The 13,623-nt window shown below is 66.5% G+C and carries 15 protein-coding genes; 6 read left to right on the top strand and 9 right to left on the bottom strand.

Translation table 11 applies throughout. The annotated features are described in order from the left end of the window. From VG543_RS06505 to VG543_RS06485, 5 genes are all read right to left on the bottom strand, one after another. The gene (locus VG543_RS06505; RefSeq protein WP_005411610.1) at positions 1–258 is read right to left on the bottom strand and encodes a phosphopantetheine-binding protein; all 258 of its coding nucleotides are present in this window, start codon (positions 256–258) and stop codon (positions 1–3) included. Next, the gene (locus VG543_RS06500; protein WP_233653554.1) at positions 245–1,042 is read right to left on the bottom strand and encodes a lysophospholipid acyltransferase family protein; all 798 of its coding nucleotides are present in this window, start codon (positions 1,040–1,042) and stop codon (positions 245–247) included. The genes VG543_RS06505 and VG543_RS06500 overlap by 14 nt, the downstream gene beginning before the upstream one ends. Continuing rightward, positions 1,035–1,778, bottom strand: coding sequence for a beta-ketoacyl synthase chain length factor (locus VG543_RS06495; RefSeq protein WP_423178845.1), 744 nt, complete (start codon positions 1,776–1,778; stop codon positions 1,035–1,037). The genes VG543_RS06500 and VG543_RS06495 overlap by 8 nt, the downstream gene beginning before the upstream one ends. A 215-nt stretch (positions 1,779–1,993) precedes the next feature. Then, complete coding sequence (gene cydB, locus VG543_RS06490) at positions 1,994–3,007, bottom strand: cytochrome d ubiquinol oxidase subunit II (protein ID WP_021203502.1); 1,014 nt, start codon at positions 3,005–3,007, stop codon at positions 1,994–1,996. A 1-nt stretch (position 3,008) separates the two neighbouring features. Next, complete coding sequence (locus VG543_RS06485; RefSeq protein ID WP_308305633.1) at positions 3,009–4,406, bottom strand: cytochrome ubiquinol oxidase subunit I; 1,398 nt, start codon at positions 4,404–4,406, stop codon at positions 3,009–3,011. 305 nt (positions 4,407–4,711) lie between these two features. Between VG543_RS06485 and VG543_RS06480 the strand changes: the two genes are divergently transcribed. Next, a complete protein-coding gene (locus VG543_RS06480; RefSeq protein WP_095378252.1) occupies positions 4,712–5,254 on the top strand; it encodes a hypothetical protein in 543 nt (180 codons plus the stop codon). A gap of 90 nt (positions 5,255–5,344) precedes the next feature. Here VG543_RS06480 and VG543_RS06475 read toward each other — a convergent pair whose 3' ends face one another. The 3 genes from VG543_RS06475 to VG543_RS06465 are packed head-to-tail and all read right to left on the bottom strand — an operon-like array spanning position 5,345 to position 6,577. Continuing rightward, the gene (locus VG543_RS06475) at positions 5,345–5,560 is read right to left on the bottom strand and encodes a hypothetical protein (RefSeq protein WP_423178843.1); all 216 of its coding nucleotides are present in this window, start codon (positions 5,558–5,560) and stop codon (positions 5,345–5,347) included. After that, positions 5,557–6,210, bottom strand: coding sequence for an RNA polymerase sigma factor (locus VG543_RS06470; protein WP_423178842.1), 654 nt, complete (start codon positions 6,208–6,210; stop codon positions 5,557–5,559). Before VG543_RS06470 ends, VG543_RS06475 begins: the two co-directional genes overlap by 4 nt. A gap of 37 nt (positions 6,211–6,247) precedes the next feature. Continuing rightward, positions 6,248–6,577 carry a hypothetical protein gene (locus VG543_RS06465; protein WP_005414880.1) on the bottom strand — a complete coding sequence of 110 codons (330 nt, stop codon included), beginning with the start codon at positions 6,575–6,577 and terminating at the stop codon, positions 6,248–6,250. A 167-nt stretch (positions 6,578–6,744) separates the two neighbouring features. Between VG543_RS06465 and VG543_RS06460 the strand changes: the two genes are divergently transcribed. The 5 genes from VG543_RS06460 (at position 6,745) to hemF (ending at position 12,844) form a co-directional block, all read left to right on the top strand. After that, entirely contained in the window at positions 6,745–9,114 is a 2,370-nt protein-coding gene (locus VG543_RS06460) for a S9 family peptidase (protein ID WP_227852344.1), read from the top strand. After that, the gene (locus tag VG543_RS06455) at positions 9,111–9,530 is read left to right on the top strand and encodes an NUDIX hydrolase (protein ID WP_134732117.1); all 420 of its coding nucleotides are present in this window, start codon (positions 9,111–9,113) and stop codon (positions 9,528–9,530) included. Before VG543_RS06460 ends, VG543_RS06455 begins: the two co-directional genes overlap by 4 nt. A 30-nt stretch (positions 9,531–9,560) precedes the next feature. Continuing rightward, a complete protein-coding gene (locus VG543_RS06450; protein ID WP_111102304.1) occupies positions 9,561–10,121 on the top strand; it encodes a hypothetical protein in 561 nt (186 codons plus the stop codon). 141 nt (positions 10,122–10,262) lie between these two features. Next, a complete protein-coding gene (locus tag VG543_RS06445; RefSeq protein WP_423178840.1) occupies positions 10,263–11,909 on the top strand; it encodes a hypothetical protein in 1,647 nt (548 codons plus the stop codon). A 38-nt stretch (positions 11,910–11,947) separates the two neighbouring features. Next, positions 11,948–12,844 carry an oxygen-dependent coproporphyrinogen oxidase gene (hemF, locus tag VG543_RS06440; protein ID WP_021203513.1) on the top strand — a complete coding sequence of 299 codons (897 nt, stop codon included), beginning with the start codon at positions 11,948–11,950 and terminating at the stop codon, positions 12,842–12,844. 36 nt (positions 12,845–12,880) lie between these two features. Here the strand turns inward: hemF and VG543_RS06435 are convergent, their stop codons facing one another. Then, positions 12,881–13,360 carry a DUF421 domain-containing protein gene (locus tag VG543_RS06435; RefSeq protein WP_021203514.1) on the bottom strand — a complete coding sequence of 160 codons (480 nt, stop codon included), beginning with the start codon at positions 13,358–13,360 and terminating at the stop codon, positions 12,881–12,883. Positions 13,361–13,623 lie beyond the last annotated feature (263 nt).

Here is a 13,623-nt window from a genome sequence, read left to right as displayed (position 1 = left end):
TTACGACTGGCGGGCGGCGACGAACTCGCCGAGCGCGCGCACGCTGGAGAAATGGCGACGGGTTTCTTCCGAATCGGCCGAGAGGCTGACACCGTACTTCTTCTGCAGCGCCAGTCCCAGCTCCAGCGCGTCGATCGAATCCAGGCCAAGGCCCTCGACGAACAGCGGCGCGGTCGGATCGATGTCCTCCGGCGTGATGTCCTCCAGCGAAAGGGAGGAAATGATCAATTCCTTGATCTCGTGCTCAAGTGCTTGCACGGTTCGGATCTCCAGACAGGTCGAAATAACGAGAAAGGTGCTCGGTGACGCGACGGGCCGCCAAGGCATCCCCCCTTGGCGAGTCGTCTTCGGCCAGAAATGGCGCGATCGGGATATCTTCGCCGATCTGCAGCCGAACGTGAAAGCGACGTGAGGGGACACGATACCACTTCTGCCCCTTGGTCAGCGTTGGCGGGCTGCAGGTGATCCGCACCGGGGTGACGTCGATGCGGCCCCGTACGGCGATGTTGGCGGCCCCGCGCTGCAGCCGCGGTGGCTGCCCCGGCACGCTGCGGGTGCCTTCCGGGAAGATGACCAGGGTGCCTCCAGCGCGCACTGCGGCCACACAGTCATCGACCAGGCCGGCGCCATCGTCATTGGAGATGTAGCCGGCAGCCCGCACCGGGCCGCGCATGAACGGGTTGCAGGCCACCGCCCGCTTGACCACGCAGTCGGCGTTGGGAAGCAGCGAGATCAGGCAGACCACGTCGATCAGGGTCGGGTGGTTGGCCAGCACCAGCAGGCCGTCGCGCTGCAGGCGTTCGCCGCCCTCGATCTCGTAGGTCATCACCCCCAGCCCGCGCATCAGCCGCAGGTGGCTGGCGAACGCGACCTGGACCACGCGCCGGGCGCGGCGGCGGCGCGCCACCGGGTCACGCATCAGCAGCAGTACCGGCATCACCAGAACGCCGAGCAGCAGCCCGCCCAGGCCAAACGCGACGAAGCTGAGGCCGGTGCCAAACACACGCCAGGCATGGTCGAGGCGGCGCAGCAGCTCAGCCACGGCGGCTCCAGCACCAGCGCTGGCCGTGGGCCACGTGTTCCAGTGCCAGCGCGCCGGACAACAGGAACCGGTGCAGGTCCAGCGCATGCGGCAGCAGGCCGGGCGCAGTGCTGGCCTGGCCGTCGGCCGGCTGCCACTGCAGCGACAGCGTCGGCCGGCCCTCTGCCGGAGCGGTCAAACGCCAGCACCATGCAAAGAACGGGTCAGGTTCGTCGGCAAACGTCGCGTAAATTTCAGGAAGCGGCGACTCATAGACCACCACCCGCACTTCGCGGGCGCCATCGGCGAGCAGACCGGCCGCTTCCAGGCAGGCGGTCTCGACCGTGGCCTGGCCGGCGGCCAGCGCCAGGTAGTTGCCGCGGTGACCGCGCGCGATCGAATACAGCGCGGCGATCGCGTTGTGCACCGACAGGCCGAACCCCGTCGGTGACAGGGGCTGATCGCTGGCGAGCGCCCCCAGCAGCTCCATCGAACGGGCCACGTCGCCGTGGCGGCTGGCGAACACCAGCGGCACCTGGCTGTCAGCGCCCTGCCCGTCCTCGCACCAGCAGGCAGCCTGGATCGCCATCCGGCCCAGCCGCTCGATTCGACGGCGCTGCATTGCCGGGATTTCGGCGAGCGGCGGCGTGTCTTCGCCAACCGGCGGATACGGCGCACCGGCCCAGCCCAGCCACTGGCTACGCTCGCTCAGGCCGGGCGCCCAGGCAGCCCAGTCGACGATGGAGAATTCGATCATTAGCGAAGGTGCTTCAACGGGAGAACGATAGGCACGAGCCATTACGGCGACGCGCGGCGGCCCCCCGTTCCTGCAGCCGTGCGTCCGTCCAGGACGTCGCCGGCTGCCCCCCTGGCTGCCGGAAAGGAGCGCACGCTAGCACGTCCCGCCCGGGGTGTGCAGATTTCACATTCCACAACAGGGGGCCCGGCACCAGCGGGCCCCGCTTCAATCGATCAGTGGTAACCGCTATCGGCGCGCACTTTGCCGCGGAACACCCGGTACGACCAAGCCGTATAGCCGAGGATGACCGGCAGCAGAATGACCAGGCCGACCAGGCTGAAGCCCAGCGAGGAGGCCGGCGCGGCGGCCTGCCACAGGGTCATCGACGGCGGCAGCAGATAGGGCCACATGCCCAGCACCAGGCCGAGGAAGCCAAGCACGAACAAGGCCAGGCTGAGCAGGAACGGCGGCAGGTCGCGGCGCGGATGGGTCGCGCTGCGCCACAGCGCGGCGGCCACCGCCAGCGTCAACAGCGGCACCGGCGACAGCCACCAGAAGTTGCCGTCGCTGAACCAGCGCGCCATCAACCGCGAATCGAGGAACGGCAGCCAGCTGCTGACCAGGCCCATCGCCGCGATCACCGCCACCACCAGCGGCCGGGTCATCTGCCGGGCCAGCGCCTGCACGCGCCCTTCGGTCTTCAGGATCAGCCAGGTGCTGCCCAGCAGCGCGTAGCCGGCGACCAGCGCAGCGCCGGTCAGCATCGCGAACGGGCTGAACCAGGTGAATGCGCCGCCCTGGTAGACGCCGTCCACCAGCGGGATGCCCTGCACCAGGGTGCCGAGGATCACGCCCTGGGCAAAGGTCGCCAGCAGCGAACCGAGGCCGAACGCCACGCTCCACAGCCGGCGCGATCGATGCGCCTTGAAGCGGAACTCGAAGGCCACGCCGCGGAACACCAGCGCCACCACCAGCAGCAGCACCGGCAGGTACAGCGCCGACAACAGCACCGCATAGGCCTTCGGGAACGCCGCCAGCAGCCCGGCGCCGCCGAGCACCAGCCAGGTCTCGTTGCCGTCCCAGATCGGCGCGGCGGTGTTCATCATCAGGTCCAGCTGCTCCTCGTCCTCGGCAAACGGGGCGAGGATGCCGATGCCGAGCACGAAGCCATCCAGCACCACGTACATCAGCACGCCGAAGCCGATCACCGCAAACCACGCCACCGGCAGCCAGGTCATCAGGTCCATGTCAGCGCTCCTCCAGCGGTTCGTCGGCCGCCGACAGCGGGCGTGCCGGGGTGTGGCTGCCGTGGTCCAGCGATGGCCCATCATCGTGCGGACGCGGTCCGTGGCGCAGGATCTTCACCAGGTACCAGATGCCCCAGCCGAACACGAAGGCGTAGCCGACCACGTAGACGCCCAGCGACAGCGCGGTCATCCACGCGCTCTGCGGGCCCACCGCATCAGCGGTGCGCAGCACGCCATACACCACCCACGGCTGGCGCCCCATCTCGGTAACGAACCAACCCGACAGCAGCGCGATGAAACCGCTGGGCAGCATCCAGTTCCAGCCGCGCAGCAGCCACGGCGAATCCAGCAGCTTCTTCCGCCACAACTGGAACGCTGACACCCAGGCCAGCAGCAGCATCAGCGTGCCCAGCCCGACCATGATCCGGAAGGCGAAGAACACCGGCGTCACCGGCGGCCGCTCGCTGGCGGGTACCGAGGTGAGAGGATCGAAGGTGCCGTCCAGGCTATGGGTGAGGATCACGCTGCCCAGCTTCGGGATGGCAACTTCGAAATCGTTGCGCTCTTCCTTCTCGTTCGGCAGCGCGAACACCACCAGCGGTACGCCCTCGCCCTCCTTGGTTTCATGCCAGTGCGCTTCCATCGCCGCGATCTTCATCGGCTGATGCTTGAGCGTGTTCAGGCCATGCATGTCGCCGACGAAGATCTGCACCGGCACGGTCAGAGCCGCGAACGCCACCGCTGCCACCAGCATGCGCCGGCCCGCTTCCACATGCGTGCCCTTGCGCAGGTACCACGCACCGACACCACCGATCACGAAACAGGTGGTGATGAACGAACCCAGCGCCATGTGCGCCAGGCGATAGGGGAACGAGGGGTTGAACACCACCTGCCACCAGTCCACCGGATGCACGATGCCGTTGACCATCTCGTAGCCGGCCGGCGTATGCAGCCAGCTGTTGGACGACAGGATCCAGAACGTGGAGAACAGCGTGCCCAGCGCCACCATGCAGGTGGACAGGAAATGCAGGCGCGGCGAAACCCGGCCCCAGCCGAACATCATCACGCCGAGGAAGCTGGCTTCCAGGAAGAACGCAGTCAGCACTTCGTAGGTCAGCAGCGGGCCGATGACCGTGCCGGCCACCTCGCTCAGCCGTGGCCAGTTGGTTCCGAACTGGAAGGCCATGACGATGCCGCTGACCACGCCCATGCCGAACGACACCGCGAAGATCTTCTGCCAGAAGAAATACAGCTCGCGCCACACGGGCAACTTCGTGCGCAGCCAGCGCCATTCGATGAAGGCCAGCCAGCTGGCCGTGCCAATGGTGAAGGCGGGGAACAGCACATGGAAACTGATGACGAATCCGAACTGGATCCGGGACAACAACAACGCGTCCAAGGGACGCCTCCTGCCTGTGACCGGTGGGATACCGGACCACTTTAGGAGGATTTCGTTAAGACGGGATGCGACCGGGTGACGCGCTGCTTCACTTTGTCGCAGGTGGACCGGCTCAGGGAAGGGTCCAATTTCAGATGGGCCGGACCAATTGCAACTCGTTGCATATCTGCGGGTCCTTTGACGTGAGAGCTTCTTGCCGTCTTGGGTTGCTGACTGCAGTCGGCCGAGTTCGGCAGGCAGCACTGCAACTTTCGCCGGTTCCTCACGAAACATCGCCAAAATCAGCCAAATCATTTAGAGAACCAATGATCACAACTTCCCAACGCCGTGAGCTTCTGCGCGCGCTTTACTCCACCGAAAGGCTCTACCTTGGCTTCTCAGCCTCATCGATTTTCCAAGAGCAGCCAGCGCGCAACTTTCTGGATTCGTTGTGGAACTTGGTTGCGACTGGCGACATGCCTTCACAACGTCTAATGAGCGAGACCCATCTCTATCTCGAGAACGCCGTTCCACTCGACCAGTACGGTGTTTCAGCCGCTGACAATAAAGGCGAGGCGTTCGTTCTGGCCTTGGATTCACTGGTGCTTTTCCTGACCGATGAATCTTCAGAATCGCTTGACTTCATCCCTGAGGAGTTCGAAAGATTCGTCGTCGAGGAAGTGGTGACCGATGAGATGATCGATCAGCAGGGTCCAACACGACAAACGCTGCTGGTCACGACGGAGGTCCGAGCAGAGATTGATAATCATCCGCTGATCAGGGCGTTCCTCAGCCAGATTCAGCTGGATGAATGGAAGTCGAGGAGCATCGATCTGAATCCTGAAGATATCGAAAAATCGAAGGGATGATCCAAGTGGTCCCCGTGGACGGGTTGCAGAAGGTTTCGATCGGGCTTGAGGCACGGCGGCTCCATAAAGGGCCCCGGGTTTGATCTTCAATCAGTGCCAGAAGTACCAGGCCGCCGCAGCCAACAGCGCGCCAAACAACAGCACCTGCACCACCACATAGCCCACGCCACTGCCGCGCGACTCAGCGGCAATGCGCTTCTGCAGCGCCTCGCTCACATTCGGTGTCTGTTCCTGCTGCGCCTGCTCACGCAACGCCTGCGCCAGCGCGCGCTTTTCCGCATCGCGAGGGTCGGTCGGTGGGTTCACAGCAGTTCTCCGGCGGCGGCATGCCGCGTCAGTTCCTGCCTCAGGACCTGGCGCGCACGGTGAAGGTGGCTCTTGATGGTACCGCGCGCCAGCCCAGTCACCTGCTCGATCTCGGCCAGATCGAAATCCTCCAGGTAATGCAGGCCGACGATCAGCCGCTGCGGTGCACTCAGCCGTTCCAGCGCCTCGCCAAGATGGCGACCAGCCTGCAGCGCCTCGCTCAGTTCAGCCGGCCCCGGCCCTTCATCGCCGATCCCCAGTTCCTCCGGCACCTCCACCGCCACCATCCATTGCGCCTCCAGCCGCCGCCGGCGCAGGTGCTGCAACGCCGTGGTGTAAGCCACCCGTGAAACCCAGGTGCGCAACGAGGATTCAAAGCGGAACCGGTGCAGCTGGCGGAACACGGCCAGGAAGGTTTCCTGCAGAAGGTCAGCGACCTGGTCGCGGTCGCCCACCATGCGTCCGATCACATGCGCGCAGGTGCGCTGGTGGGCTTCAACCAGTTGCGCGAAGGCCGACTGCGAGCCATCGATGATGGCCCGCACCAGGGCCTGGTCCGCGTCGAGCGGCTCGGCGGGCGGTGCCGCCGATACTGCATCGTGGCGGCGACGGCCCCGCAGTGCCGACAATGCTTCGCCGAGCAGGCTCATCTACGGGGCGCCCCCTGTGCCCATGGCATGGGCCGGCTCAGCCCTTGCGTGCCGCAGGGCGGGTGAAGTGCCAGGCCAGCAGCTGGCCGAGGCCGGCACTGCCGACCAGCGCGGCAGCGGCACCAAAGGTCAGGTCACGGGCACCGATGGCTTCCAGCAGGGCCATGGCCAGGGCCAGGCAGACCAGGCTGATGCCCCAGCGCAGCGCCCCCTGGCGGCGGCGCTCTTCTTCCAGCACGGCCAGCGAGCGGATCACTTCCTCCGGCACGTGCGGGGCCACCAGCTTGCTGCGCGCGCGCGCATCGGCAATGGCATGGATCGCGTAGGCGATGCAGATGAAGAGGGTGATCGGGATCAATTCCTGCATGGTCGGGCTCCTGTTCGGTGGATGATGCGGGTTCAGGAGAATGGATGCGCGACCACGGCAACCGGTTGCGCCACTTTGCCAATGCCGCTGCCATGACCTGTGGCCCCTGCCCCCGGCCCGGACGGCTGCTACCCTTGGCCGGTTTCCTCTTCTGGTGCCGTCCGCCCATGTCCCGAGTGCTGCCCCTGTCCCTCCTGCTGTCGGCCGTGCTGGCCGCACCGGCCGCGCACGCCGCGCCGACGCCGATCACCATTGAACAGGCGATGGCCGACCCGGACTGGATCGGTCCGCCGGTCGAGAAGGCCTGGTGGTCGTGGAACAGCCAGCAGGTGGAGTACCAGCTCAAGCGCAGCGGCAGCCCGGTACGCGACACCTTCCGCCAGCCGCTGACCGGCGGCGTGGCCGCGCAGGTGGCCGATGACCAGCGCGGCACCCTGGACGTGGCCGATCCCGTCTACGATCGCAACCGCAGCCGCAGCGCCTTCGTGCGCAATGGCGATGTGTTCGTGCGCGACCTGCGCAGTGGCGCGCTGACCCAGCTCACCCGCAGCAACGAACGCGCGGGCAACGTGAACTTCGCCGCCGACAATGGCGTGATCTGGCGCGTCGGCCAGAACTGGTTCCACTGGACTGCCGCCAGCGGCGTGCAGCAGGTGGCCAGCCTGAAGGCCGAGAAGGACCCGCGCACGCCGCCGAAGGCCGATGTGCTGCGCGATCAGCAGCTGCGCACGCTGGAAACCCTGCGCCGCGACCGCGAGCAGCGCGAGGCATTGAAGGACCAGGACCAGCGCTGGCGCCAGGCCGACCCGACGCGTGCGCCGGGCCCGGTGTACCTGGGCGCCGACGTGGAGATCGCCGACAGCGTGCTGTCGCCGGACCTCACCCACCTGATCGTGGTGACCAAGCCGAAGGACTTCGACGACGGCCGCACCAGCAAGATGCCGCTGTATGTGACCGAATCGGGTTACGAGGAAACCGAGGACACCCGCACCCGCGTCGGCCGCAATGGCTTCGAGCCGCACACGCTGTGGTACGTGGACGTGCGCACCGGCAAGGCCGAAAAGGTCTCGCTGGCCAGCCTGCCGGGCATCAGCACCGACCCGCTGGCCGAACTGCGCCGCAAGGCCGGCAAGGACGCGCTGAAGGGTGAGCGCAGCGTGCAGGTGATGAGCGACTTCATGGGCGGCGGCATCCGCTGGAGCGCCGATGGCCAGCAGGCCGCGGTGATGCTGCGTGCCAACGACAACAAGGACCGCTGGATCATCAGCGTCAACGCTGCCGACGGCCGTGTACAGAACCGCCACCGCCTGACCGACAACGCCTGGATCAACTGGGGCTTCAACGATTTCGGCTGGATGGCCGATGGCCGCACGCTGTGGCTGCTGTCGGAGGAATCGGGCTTCTCGCACCTGTATACCCAGGCCGGCACGGCCAAGCCGCAGGCGCTGACCAGCGGCAAGTGGGAAACCTCGGCGCCGGTGCCGTCGGCCGATGGCAAGGGCTTCTACTTCCTGTGCAACCAGCAGGCGCCGCATGACTACGAAGTCTGCGCGGTCGACACCGGCAGCCGCCAGGTGCGCGAGCTGACCAGCCTCAACGGCGTGGAGGATTTCTCGCTGTCGCCGGACGGCCAGCAGCTGCTGGTGCGCTACTCCGGCGCCTACCTGCCGCCGCAGCTGGCCGTGCTGCCCAGTGCCGGTGGCCAGGCACGCGTGCTGACCGACACCCGCACCGCCGACTACAAGGCGCGCCAGTGGATCCAGCCGAAGCTGGTGGCAGTGCCGTCCAAGCATGGTGCTGGCGTGGTCTGGGCCAAGTACTACGAACCGGAAAACAAGGAACCGGGGAAGAAGTACCCGATCGTGATGTTCGTGCACGGCGCCGGCTACCTGCAGAACGTGCACCAGCGCTACCCGGCCTACTTCCGCGAGCAGATGTTCCACAACCTGCTGGTGCAGAAGGGCTACATCGTGCTGGACATGGATTACCGCGGCAGCGAGGGCTACGGCCGCGACTGGCGCACGGCGATCTACCGCAACATGGGCCACCCGGAACTGGAAGACTACAAGGACGGCCTGGACTGGCTGGTCGACACCCAGCAGGGTGACCGCGACCACGCCGGCATCTACGGTGGTTCCTACGGCGGTTTCATGACCTTCATGGCGCTGTTCCGTGCACCGGGCACCTTCAAGGCCGGCGCCGCGCTGCGCCCGGTGGTGGACTGGCACAACTACAACCACGGCTACACCAGCAACATCCTCAACACCCCGGACATCGACCCGGAGGCGTACCGCGTTTCCTCGCCGATCGAATATGCACAGAACCTGCAGGACAACCTGCTGATCGCCCACGGCATGATGGATGACAACGTGTTCTTCCAGGATTCGGTGAACCTGACCCAGCGCCTGATCGAACTGCACAAGGACAACTGGTCGATCGCACCATATCCGCTGGAGCGCCACGGCTACGTCCGCGCCGATTCCTGGCTGGACCAGTACAAGCGCATCCTCAAGCTGTTCGAGCAGAACCTGAAGTGAGCAACGCCGCAGCCACGATCCGGATCGTGGCTGCGGTCATCCTGGATGACCGCGGCCAGGCGCTGGTGGTGCGCAAGCACGGTGCGCGCCGCTTCATCCAGCCAGGTGGCAAGCCCGAACCCGGCGAAGCGCCCCTGCAGGCGCTGGCCCGCGAGCTGGACGAAGAACTGGGGGTACAGCTGTGCGCCGATGCCGCCATCGCGCTGGGCACGTTCGAGGACTGGGCGGTAAACGAGCCCGGCCACCGCGTGCAGGCACAGGCCTGGTGGGTGCAGGTGGACGGTGCGCCGCAGGCGCGCGCCGAGATCGCCGAGCTGGCCTGGGTGCCGCTGCAACCGCCGCATGGCCTGCCCTTGGCACCCTTGAGCGAACACCATATCCTGCCGGCGGTCGCCACCCGGGTGACGGTCCGCTGAGCAGGCGGGCGACGACTGCAAGGACATCGGATGTCAATGTCGATCCCGTCGATCCCCTCGCCGCCGTCCCCGGCCTATCACGCCTGGGTGCGCCCGGTGGCACAGGCCTCGTTCTGGCTGTCACTGCTGCTGACGATCTACTTCGTGCTGCAGGGACTGGTGCTGTGGCCGCTGAACCACCTTGCGCTGTGGCACCTGGTGGAAAGCGAAGTGCAGCACCAGCAGCTGCACAGCCTGGTCTGGCTGCTGGCGCACCCGGTGGCCGCGTCAATGATCGTCGCGCTGTTGTGCCTGGCCTCGACCGTGTCCAGCTGGGGCCTGCTGCGTGAACGTCGCTGGGGCCTGTGGAGCTTCGTGGTGCTGCTGCTGTTGAGCGGCTTGAGCAACTTCGCAGTCGCCTGGTGGCTGGACGTGTTCATGCGCGACCTCATCCCATTGCTGGCCGATGACCCGGCCCTGCTGCAGGAGCTGCAGCTGAAACGCTGGCTGATCACGCTGACCGTGGTCGGCATGTCGTTCGTGCTTCTCGGCCTGCAGGGCTGGCTGGCCTGGCGCCTGCTGCGCCCCGACGTGCGCGCGCGCTTCCGCTGAGCTCTCGCTCCCGGCATTTTTGACGCGAACGACCTGCCCGGCACAGACGCCGTGACCGCAGCACAGGCGTTCCAGCGGGTTTGATTGCGGATCGGTGGCGGTTGGCTATCGTGGCCCGCGTCTTTCTGCCCTGGCTCCAAGATGCCTCCTTTCGCCCCACGCCACCTGATTCCGGCCTTCATTGCCTTGTTGCTGCTGACCTGGGCGCAGCAGGCGGCCGCAACCGGTCTGCCACGCTGTGGCCTATTCGCGGCCGAAGGCGGTGGCAACCAGCTGCGCGTGGATGGGCCTGACCGCGGGGTGGCGAAGAACACGCACATCTCTGATCGGCCCTTCGTTGTCCAAGAGATCGATGGCGAGCTGAGCCTCGTCAACCTCACCTTCGGAGTTACATCTGGACTGAACGTCCAGCGTGGCGGTCGCGTCCTGCAGCAGGGCAACACGCGCTACCGCCTGATCCAGCCAGCGGCGTGCCTGCCCCCGGTCGAGCACGCGCCAGGCAGCTGCCTGGCAGATGCCCAGCGCTGCCTTGACAGGCATCATCATGAGCTGAGCCTGACGGCGCTGGAATCGGCCTGTGCCGAAGGGGTTCCATTTCTGTGCCAGCGCCTGCCCGATCGCTATCGCGAGGCTGACCAGGCCCCCGGCAGCGATACACCGACCGAAGCACAGATCGCGGTGATACAGGCCACGATGGAAAAGGAGATGGCCGAGATGGACTTCCCCCGCCAGTGTCGCAAGGATGACCCTGCGGCCGACACCGAGGCCTGCATGGCCATCCTGGAAGAGCGGCCAGAGCTGGTCGAGGCCGTCGCCACTGCCATCCGCACGGCCTCGATGGCGGCCAAGATGGTTGAAGTGTTCTCGCCTGCAGCCAAGCCTGCGCTGTCCGACGCGCGATTGCAGCGCCTGCAGGACCTATGCACGCAGGTGGGTGAAAGTGACTTCTGCATGGAGGTTGCCACCCTGCAGTGGACCGCCGGCAATCTGCAGGACGGCAGGGCGGCGTTGCAGATGGCCTGCGAAGGCGGCAACGAGACGTCCTGCCGGCAGGCGGCTGCACTGCGGGCGCTGGATGGGGAGCTGTTGCCGCAGGCCGCCAGCGCCGTGCCCTGTGGCCACTACGTGGCCTCCGGCGGGCTGTTGGACGAACTGACGTTCGGCGATGGTGGACTGGTGGAGGTGGGCTACGGTTCGCGGGTGCGTGCACGCGTGCAGGACGGCCAGATCCGCATGCGCCACGAGCTGGGGGGTGACTACGTGCTGCAACCGTTGGCCAACGGTGACCTGCTGGGGCTGGACGATTCGATGCGTTTTGAGCGCTTCCAGCGACAGCCGGGAAGTGCCCAGTGCAGCGCACCGCTGGTGTTCGACGAAATCCCATTCCCGCAGGATTGCCCACGCGCGTCGGTCGACGGCGAAGCAGAAACCTGCTGCGCGGCCGGCAGGATGCAGGGCTGCAATGTGCTGGGCAGCCGCGCCGCGCTGGGCGGGAAGTGGGTCGAGGCCAGCCAGCACTACCAGAAGGTGTGCCAGGCCGGCATCCGCGAAGGCTGTGAAAACCTGGCCAGCGTGATGGAGAACAGCAGCAGTGTGGACGTCCGCCCCATGCTTGAGGCCGTCTGCGAGGCCGAGGGCAGTGGCCGCCACGTGGCATGTGACGTGCTGGCGACGCGCAACTGGAGCTTGCTGGGTTTCGGCCAGGCCTTGCAGCGTGCTGTCCAGGAGCAGTCGGCGGACGAGGATCAGACCGGACCGGCGCCACGCACCCCCAACCACAAGCAGTAAGGGGCTTGCCTCCCCGGCCCTGCGGTAAAGTACGCGCCATGAATGAATTCGAGCGCGTGCGCACCTACCTCACCGACCTGCAGGACCGCATCTGTGCGGCGATCGAGGCCGTCGATGGCCGGGCCCGCTTCCAGGAAGACCTGTGGCAGCGTGCAGAGGGCGGTGGCGGGCGTACCCGCGTGCTGCGCGACGGTGCGGTGTTCGAGCAGGCCGGCATCGGCTTCTCCGACGTTGCTGGCAGCCGCCTGCCGCCGTCGGCCTCGGCCAACCGCCCGGAACTGGCGGGCGCCTCCTGGCGCGCCACCGGCGTGTCGCTGGTGTTCCACCCGCTCAACCCGTACGTGCCGACCACCCATGCCAACGTGCGCTTTTTCCAGGCGCAGCGCGACGGTGAAGTGGTGGCCAGCTGGTTCGGCGGCGGCTTCGACCTGACCCCGTTCTACCCGTTCGACGAGGACGTGCAGCACTGGCACCGGGTCGCACGCGATCTGTGTGCACCGTTCGGCGACGAACGCTACGCCGCGCACAAGCGCTGGTGTGATGAGTACTTCTTCCTGCGCCACCGCAACGAAACGCGCGGCGTCGGCGGTCTGTTCTTCGACGACCTGCACGGCGACTTCGAGCGCGATTTCGATTATCTGCGCGCGGTCGGCGATGGCTTCCTCGACGCCTACCTGCCGATCGTGCAGCAGCGCAAGGACGCCATCTATGGCGAGCGCGAACGCGAGTTCCAGCTGTACCGCCGCGGCCGCTACGTGGAATTCAACCTGGTCTACGACCGCGGCACCCTGTTCGGGCTGCAGAGCGGTGGCCGCAGCGAAAGCATCCTGATGAGCCTGCCGCCGCGGGTGCGCTGGGAATACGGCTTCTCGCCCGAACCCGGCAGCCCCGAATCGCGCCTGGCCGATTACCTGGTGCCGCGCGACTGGCTCTGAGGGGTGTCGTCGCGCGGGGCGTGGGCTCGCCGCTGGTCAGCTGCCCTTCCGCGCGATGATGGTGATGTGCCCTGTCGTCTCCAGCAGGGCAATCTGCACATCTTCAATCTGCAGCCCGCCCTGCTGGCGCAGCGCGGCATCGAAGTCGGCGCGGCTGATCAGCTCGCGGCGAAGTACCGCCTCGAACAGGCGACCATCGCGCGCGATTACGGTGGGTTCTCCTTCGATCAACCGCTCCATGCGCCGATTCCGGGTGGTGAGCCAGCCCACCCCGTAGTTCAGCAGGATCAGGGTCGCCGCCAGCAGCAGGCCGCCGCCCAGCGAGGTATCCGTGCCCAGCAGCGCGTTCTGCACCGCGTTGCCCAGCAGCACGATCAGCAGCACGTCGAACGGCGTGATCTGCCCCAGAGCCCGCTTGCCGCCCAGCCGGACCATGCCCAGCACCACGACGTAGACCACCACCGCGCGCAGGATGAATTCCCACCACGGCATGGCCAGGGCGAACAGGTCGGGCATGGTCTTCCCCTGCGGAACGGTGGCCCAGCCTAGCACCTGGGGTCAGATCCCTCTGCCCCATCAGCGCCCGGGGTATGCCATCGGCACAAATAAAAAGCCCCGCTGACCAGGGGGAGGTCAACGGGGCCGGGGAACGGGCACTTGGGGAGGAGTCCCCGTTCCGAGATCTGCTCCAGGGGATGGGAGAGATCCACAACAGGCATTGCGCCTGTCGGGAGTTATAGAAGCACTCCGAACACTAACGGTTCGTGAAGGGGCCCCAT

Origin of the sequence: Stenotrophomonas sp. CASM101 (genome assembly GCF_049384845.1) — a bacterium.
GTDB classification, from domain to species: Bacteria; Pseudomonadota; Gammaproteobacteria; order Xanthomonadales; family Xanthomonadaceae; genus Stenotrophomonas; species Stenotrophomonas hibiscicola.
Note: the sequence above shows the minus strand (reverse complement) of the source record. Positions and strands in the feature narration are given on the sequence as shown.

Coding starts and splice junctions, on each gene's coding strand:
- VG543_RS06450 (WP_111102304.1), top strand. CDS start 9,561: ATGTCAATGTCGATCCCGTCGATCCCCTCGCCGCCGTCCCCGGCCTAT.
- hemF (WP_021203513.1), top strand. CDS start 11,948: ATGAATGAATTCGAGCGCGTGCGCACCTACCTCACCGACCTGCAGGAC.
- VG543_RS06495 (WP_423178845.1), bottom strand. CDS start 1,778: ATGATCGAATTCTCCATCGTCGACTGGGCTGCCTGGGCGCCCGGCCTG.
- cydB (WP_021203502.1), bottom strand. CDS start 3,007: ATGGACCTGATGACCTGGCTGCCGGTGGCGTGGTTTGCGGTGATCGGC.
- VG543_RS06465 (WP_005414880.1), bottom strand. CDS start 6,577: ATGCAGGAATTGATCCCGATCACCCTCTTCATCTGCATCGCCTACGCG.
- VG543_RS06435 (WP_021203514.1), bottom strand. CDS start 13,360: ATGCCCGACCTGTTCGCCCTGGCCATGCCGTGGTGGGAATTCATCCTG.
- VG543_RS06445 (WP_423178840.1), top strand. CDS start 10,263: ATGCCTCCTTTCGCCCCACGCCACCTGATTCCGGCCTTCATTGCCTTG.
- VG543_RS06470 (WP_423178842.1), bottom strand. CDS start 6,210: ATGAGCCTGCTCGGCGAAGCATTGTCGGCACTGCGGGGCCGTCGCCGC.
- VG543_RS06460 (WP_227852344.1), top strand. CDS start 6,745: ATGTCCCGAGTGCTGCCCCTGTCCCTCCTGCTGTCGGCCGTGCTGGCC.
- VG543_RS06480 (WP_095378252.1), top strand. CDS start 4,712: ATGATCACAACTTCCCAACGCCGTGAGCTTCTGCGCGCGCTTTACTCC.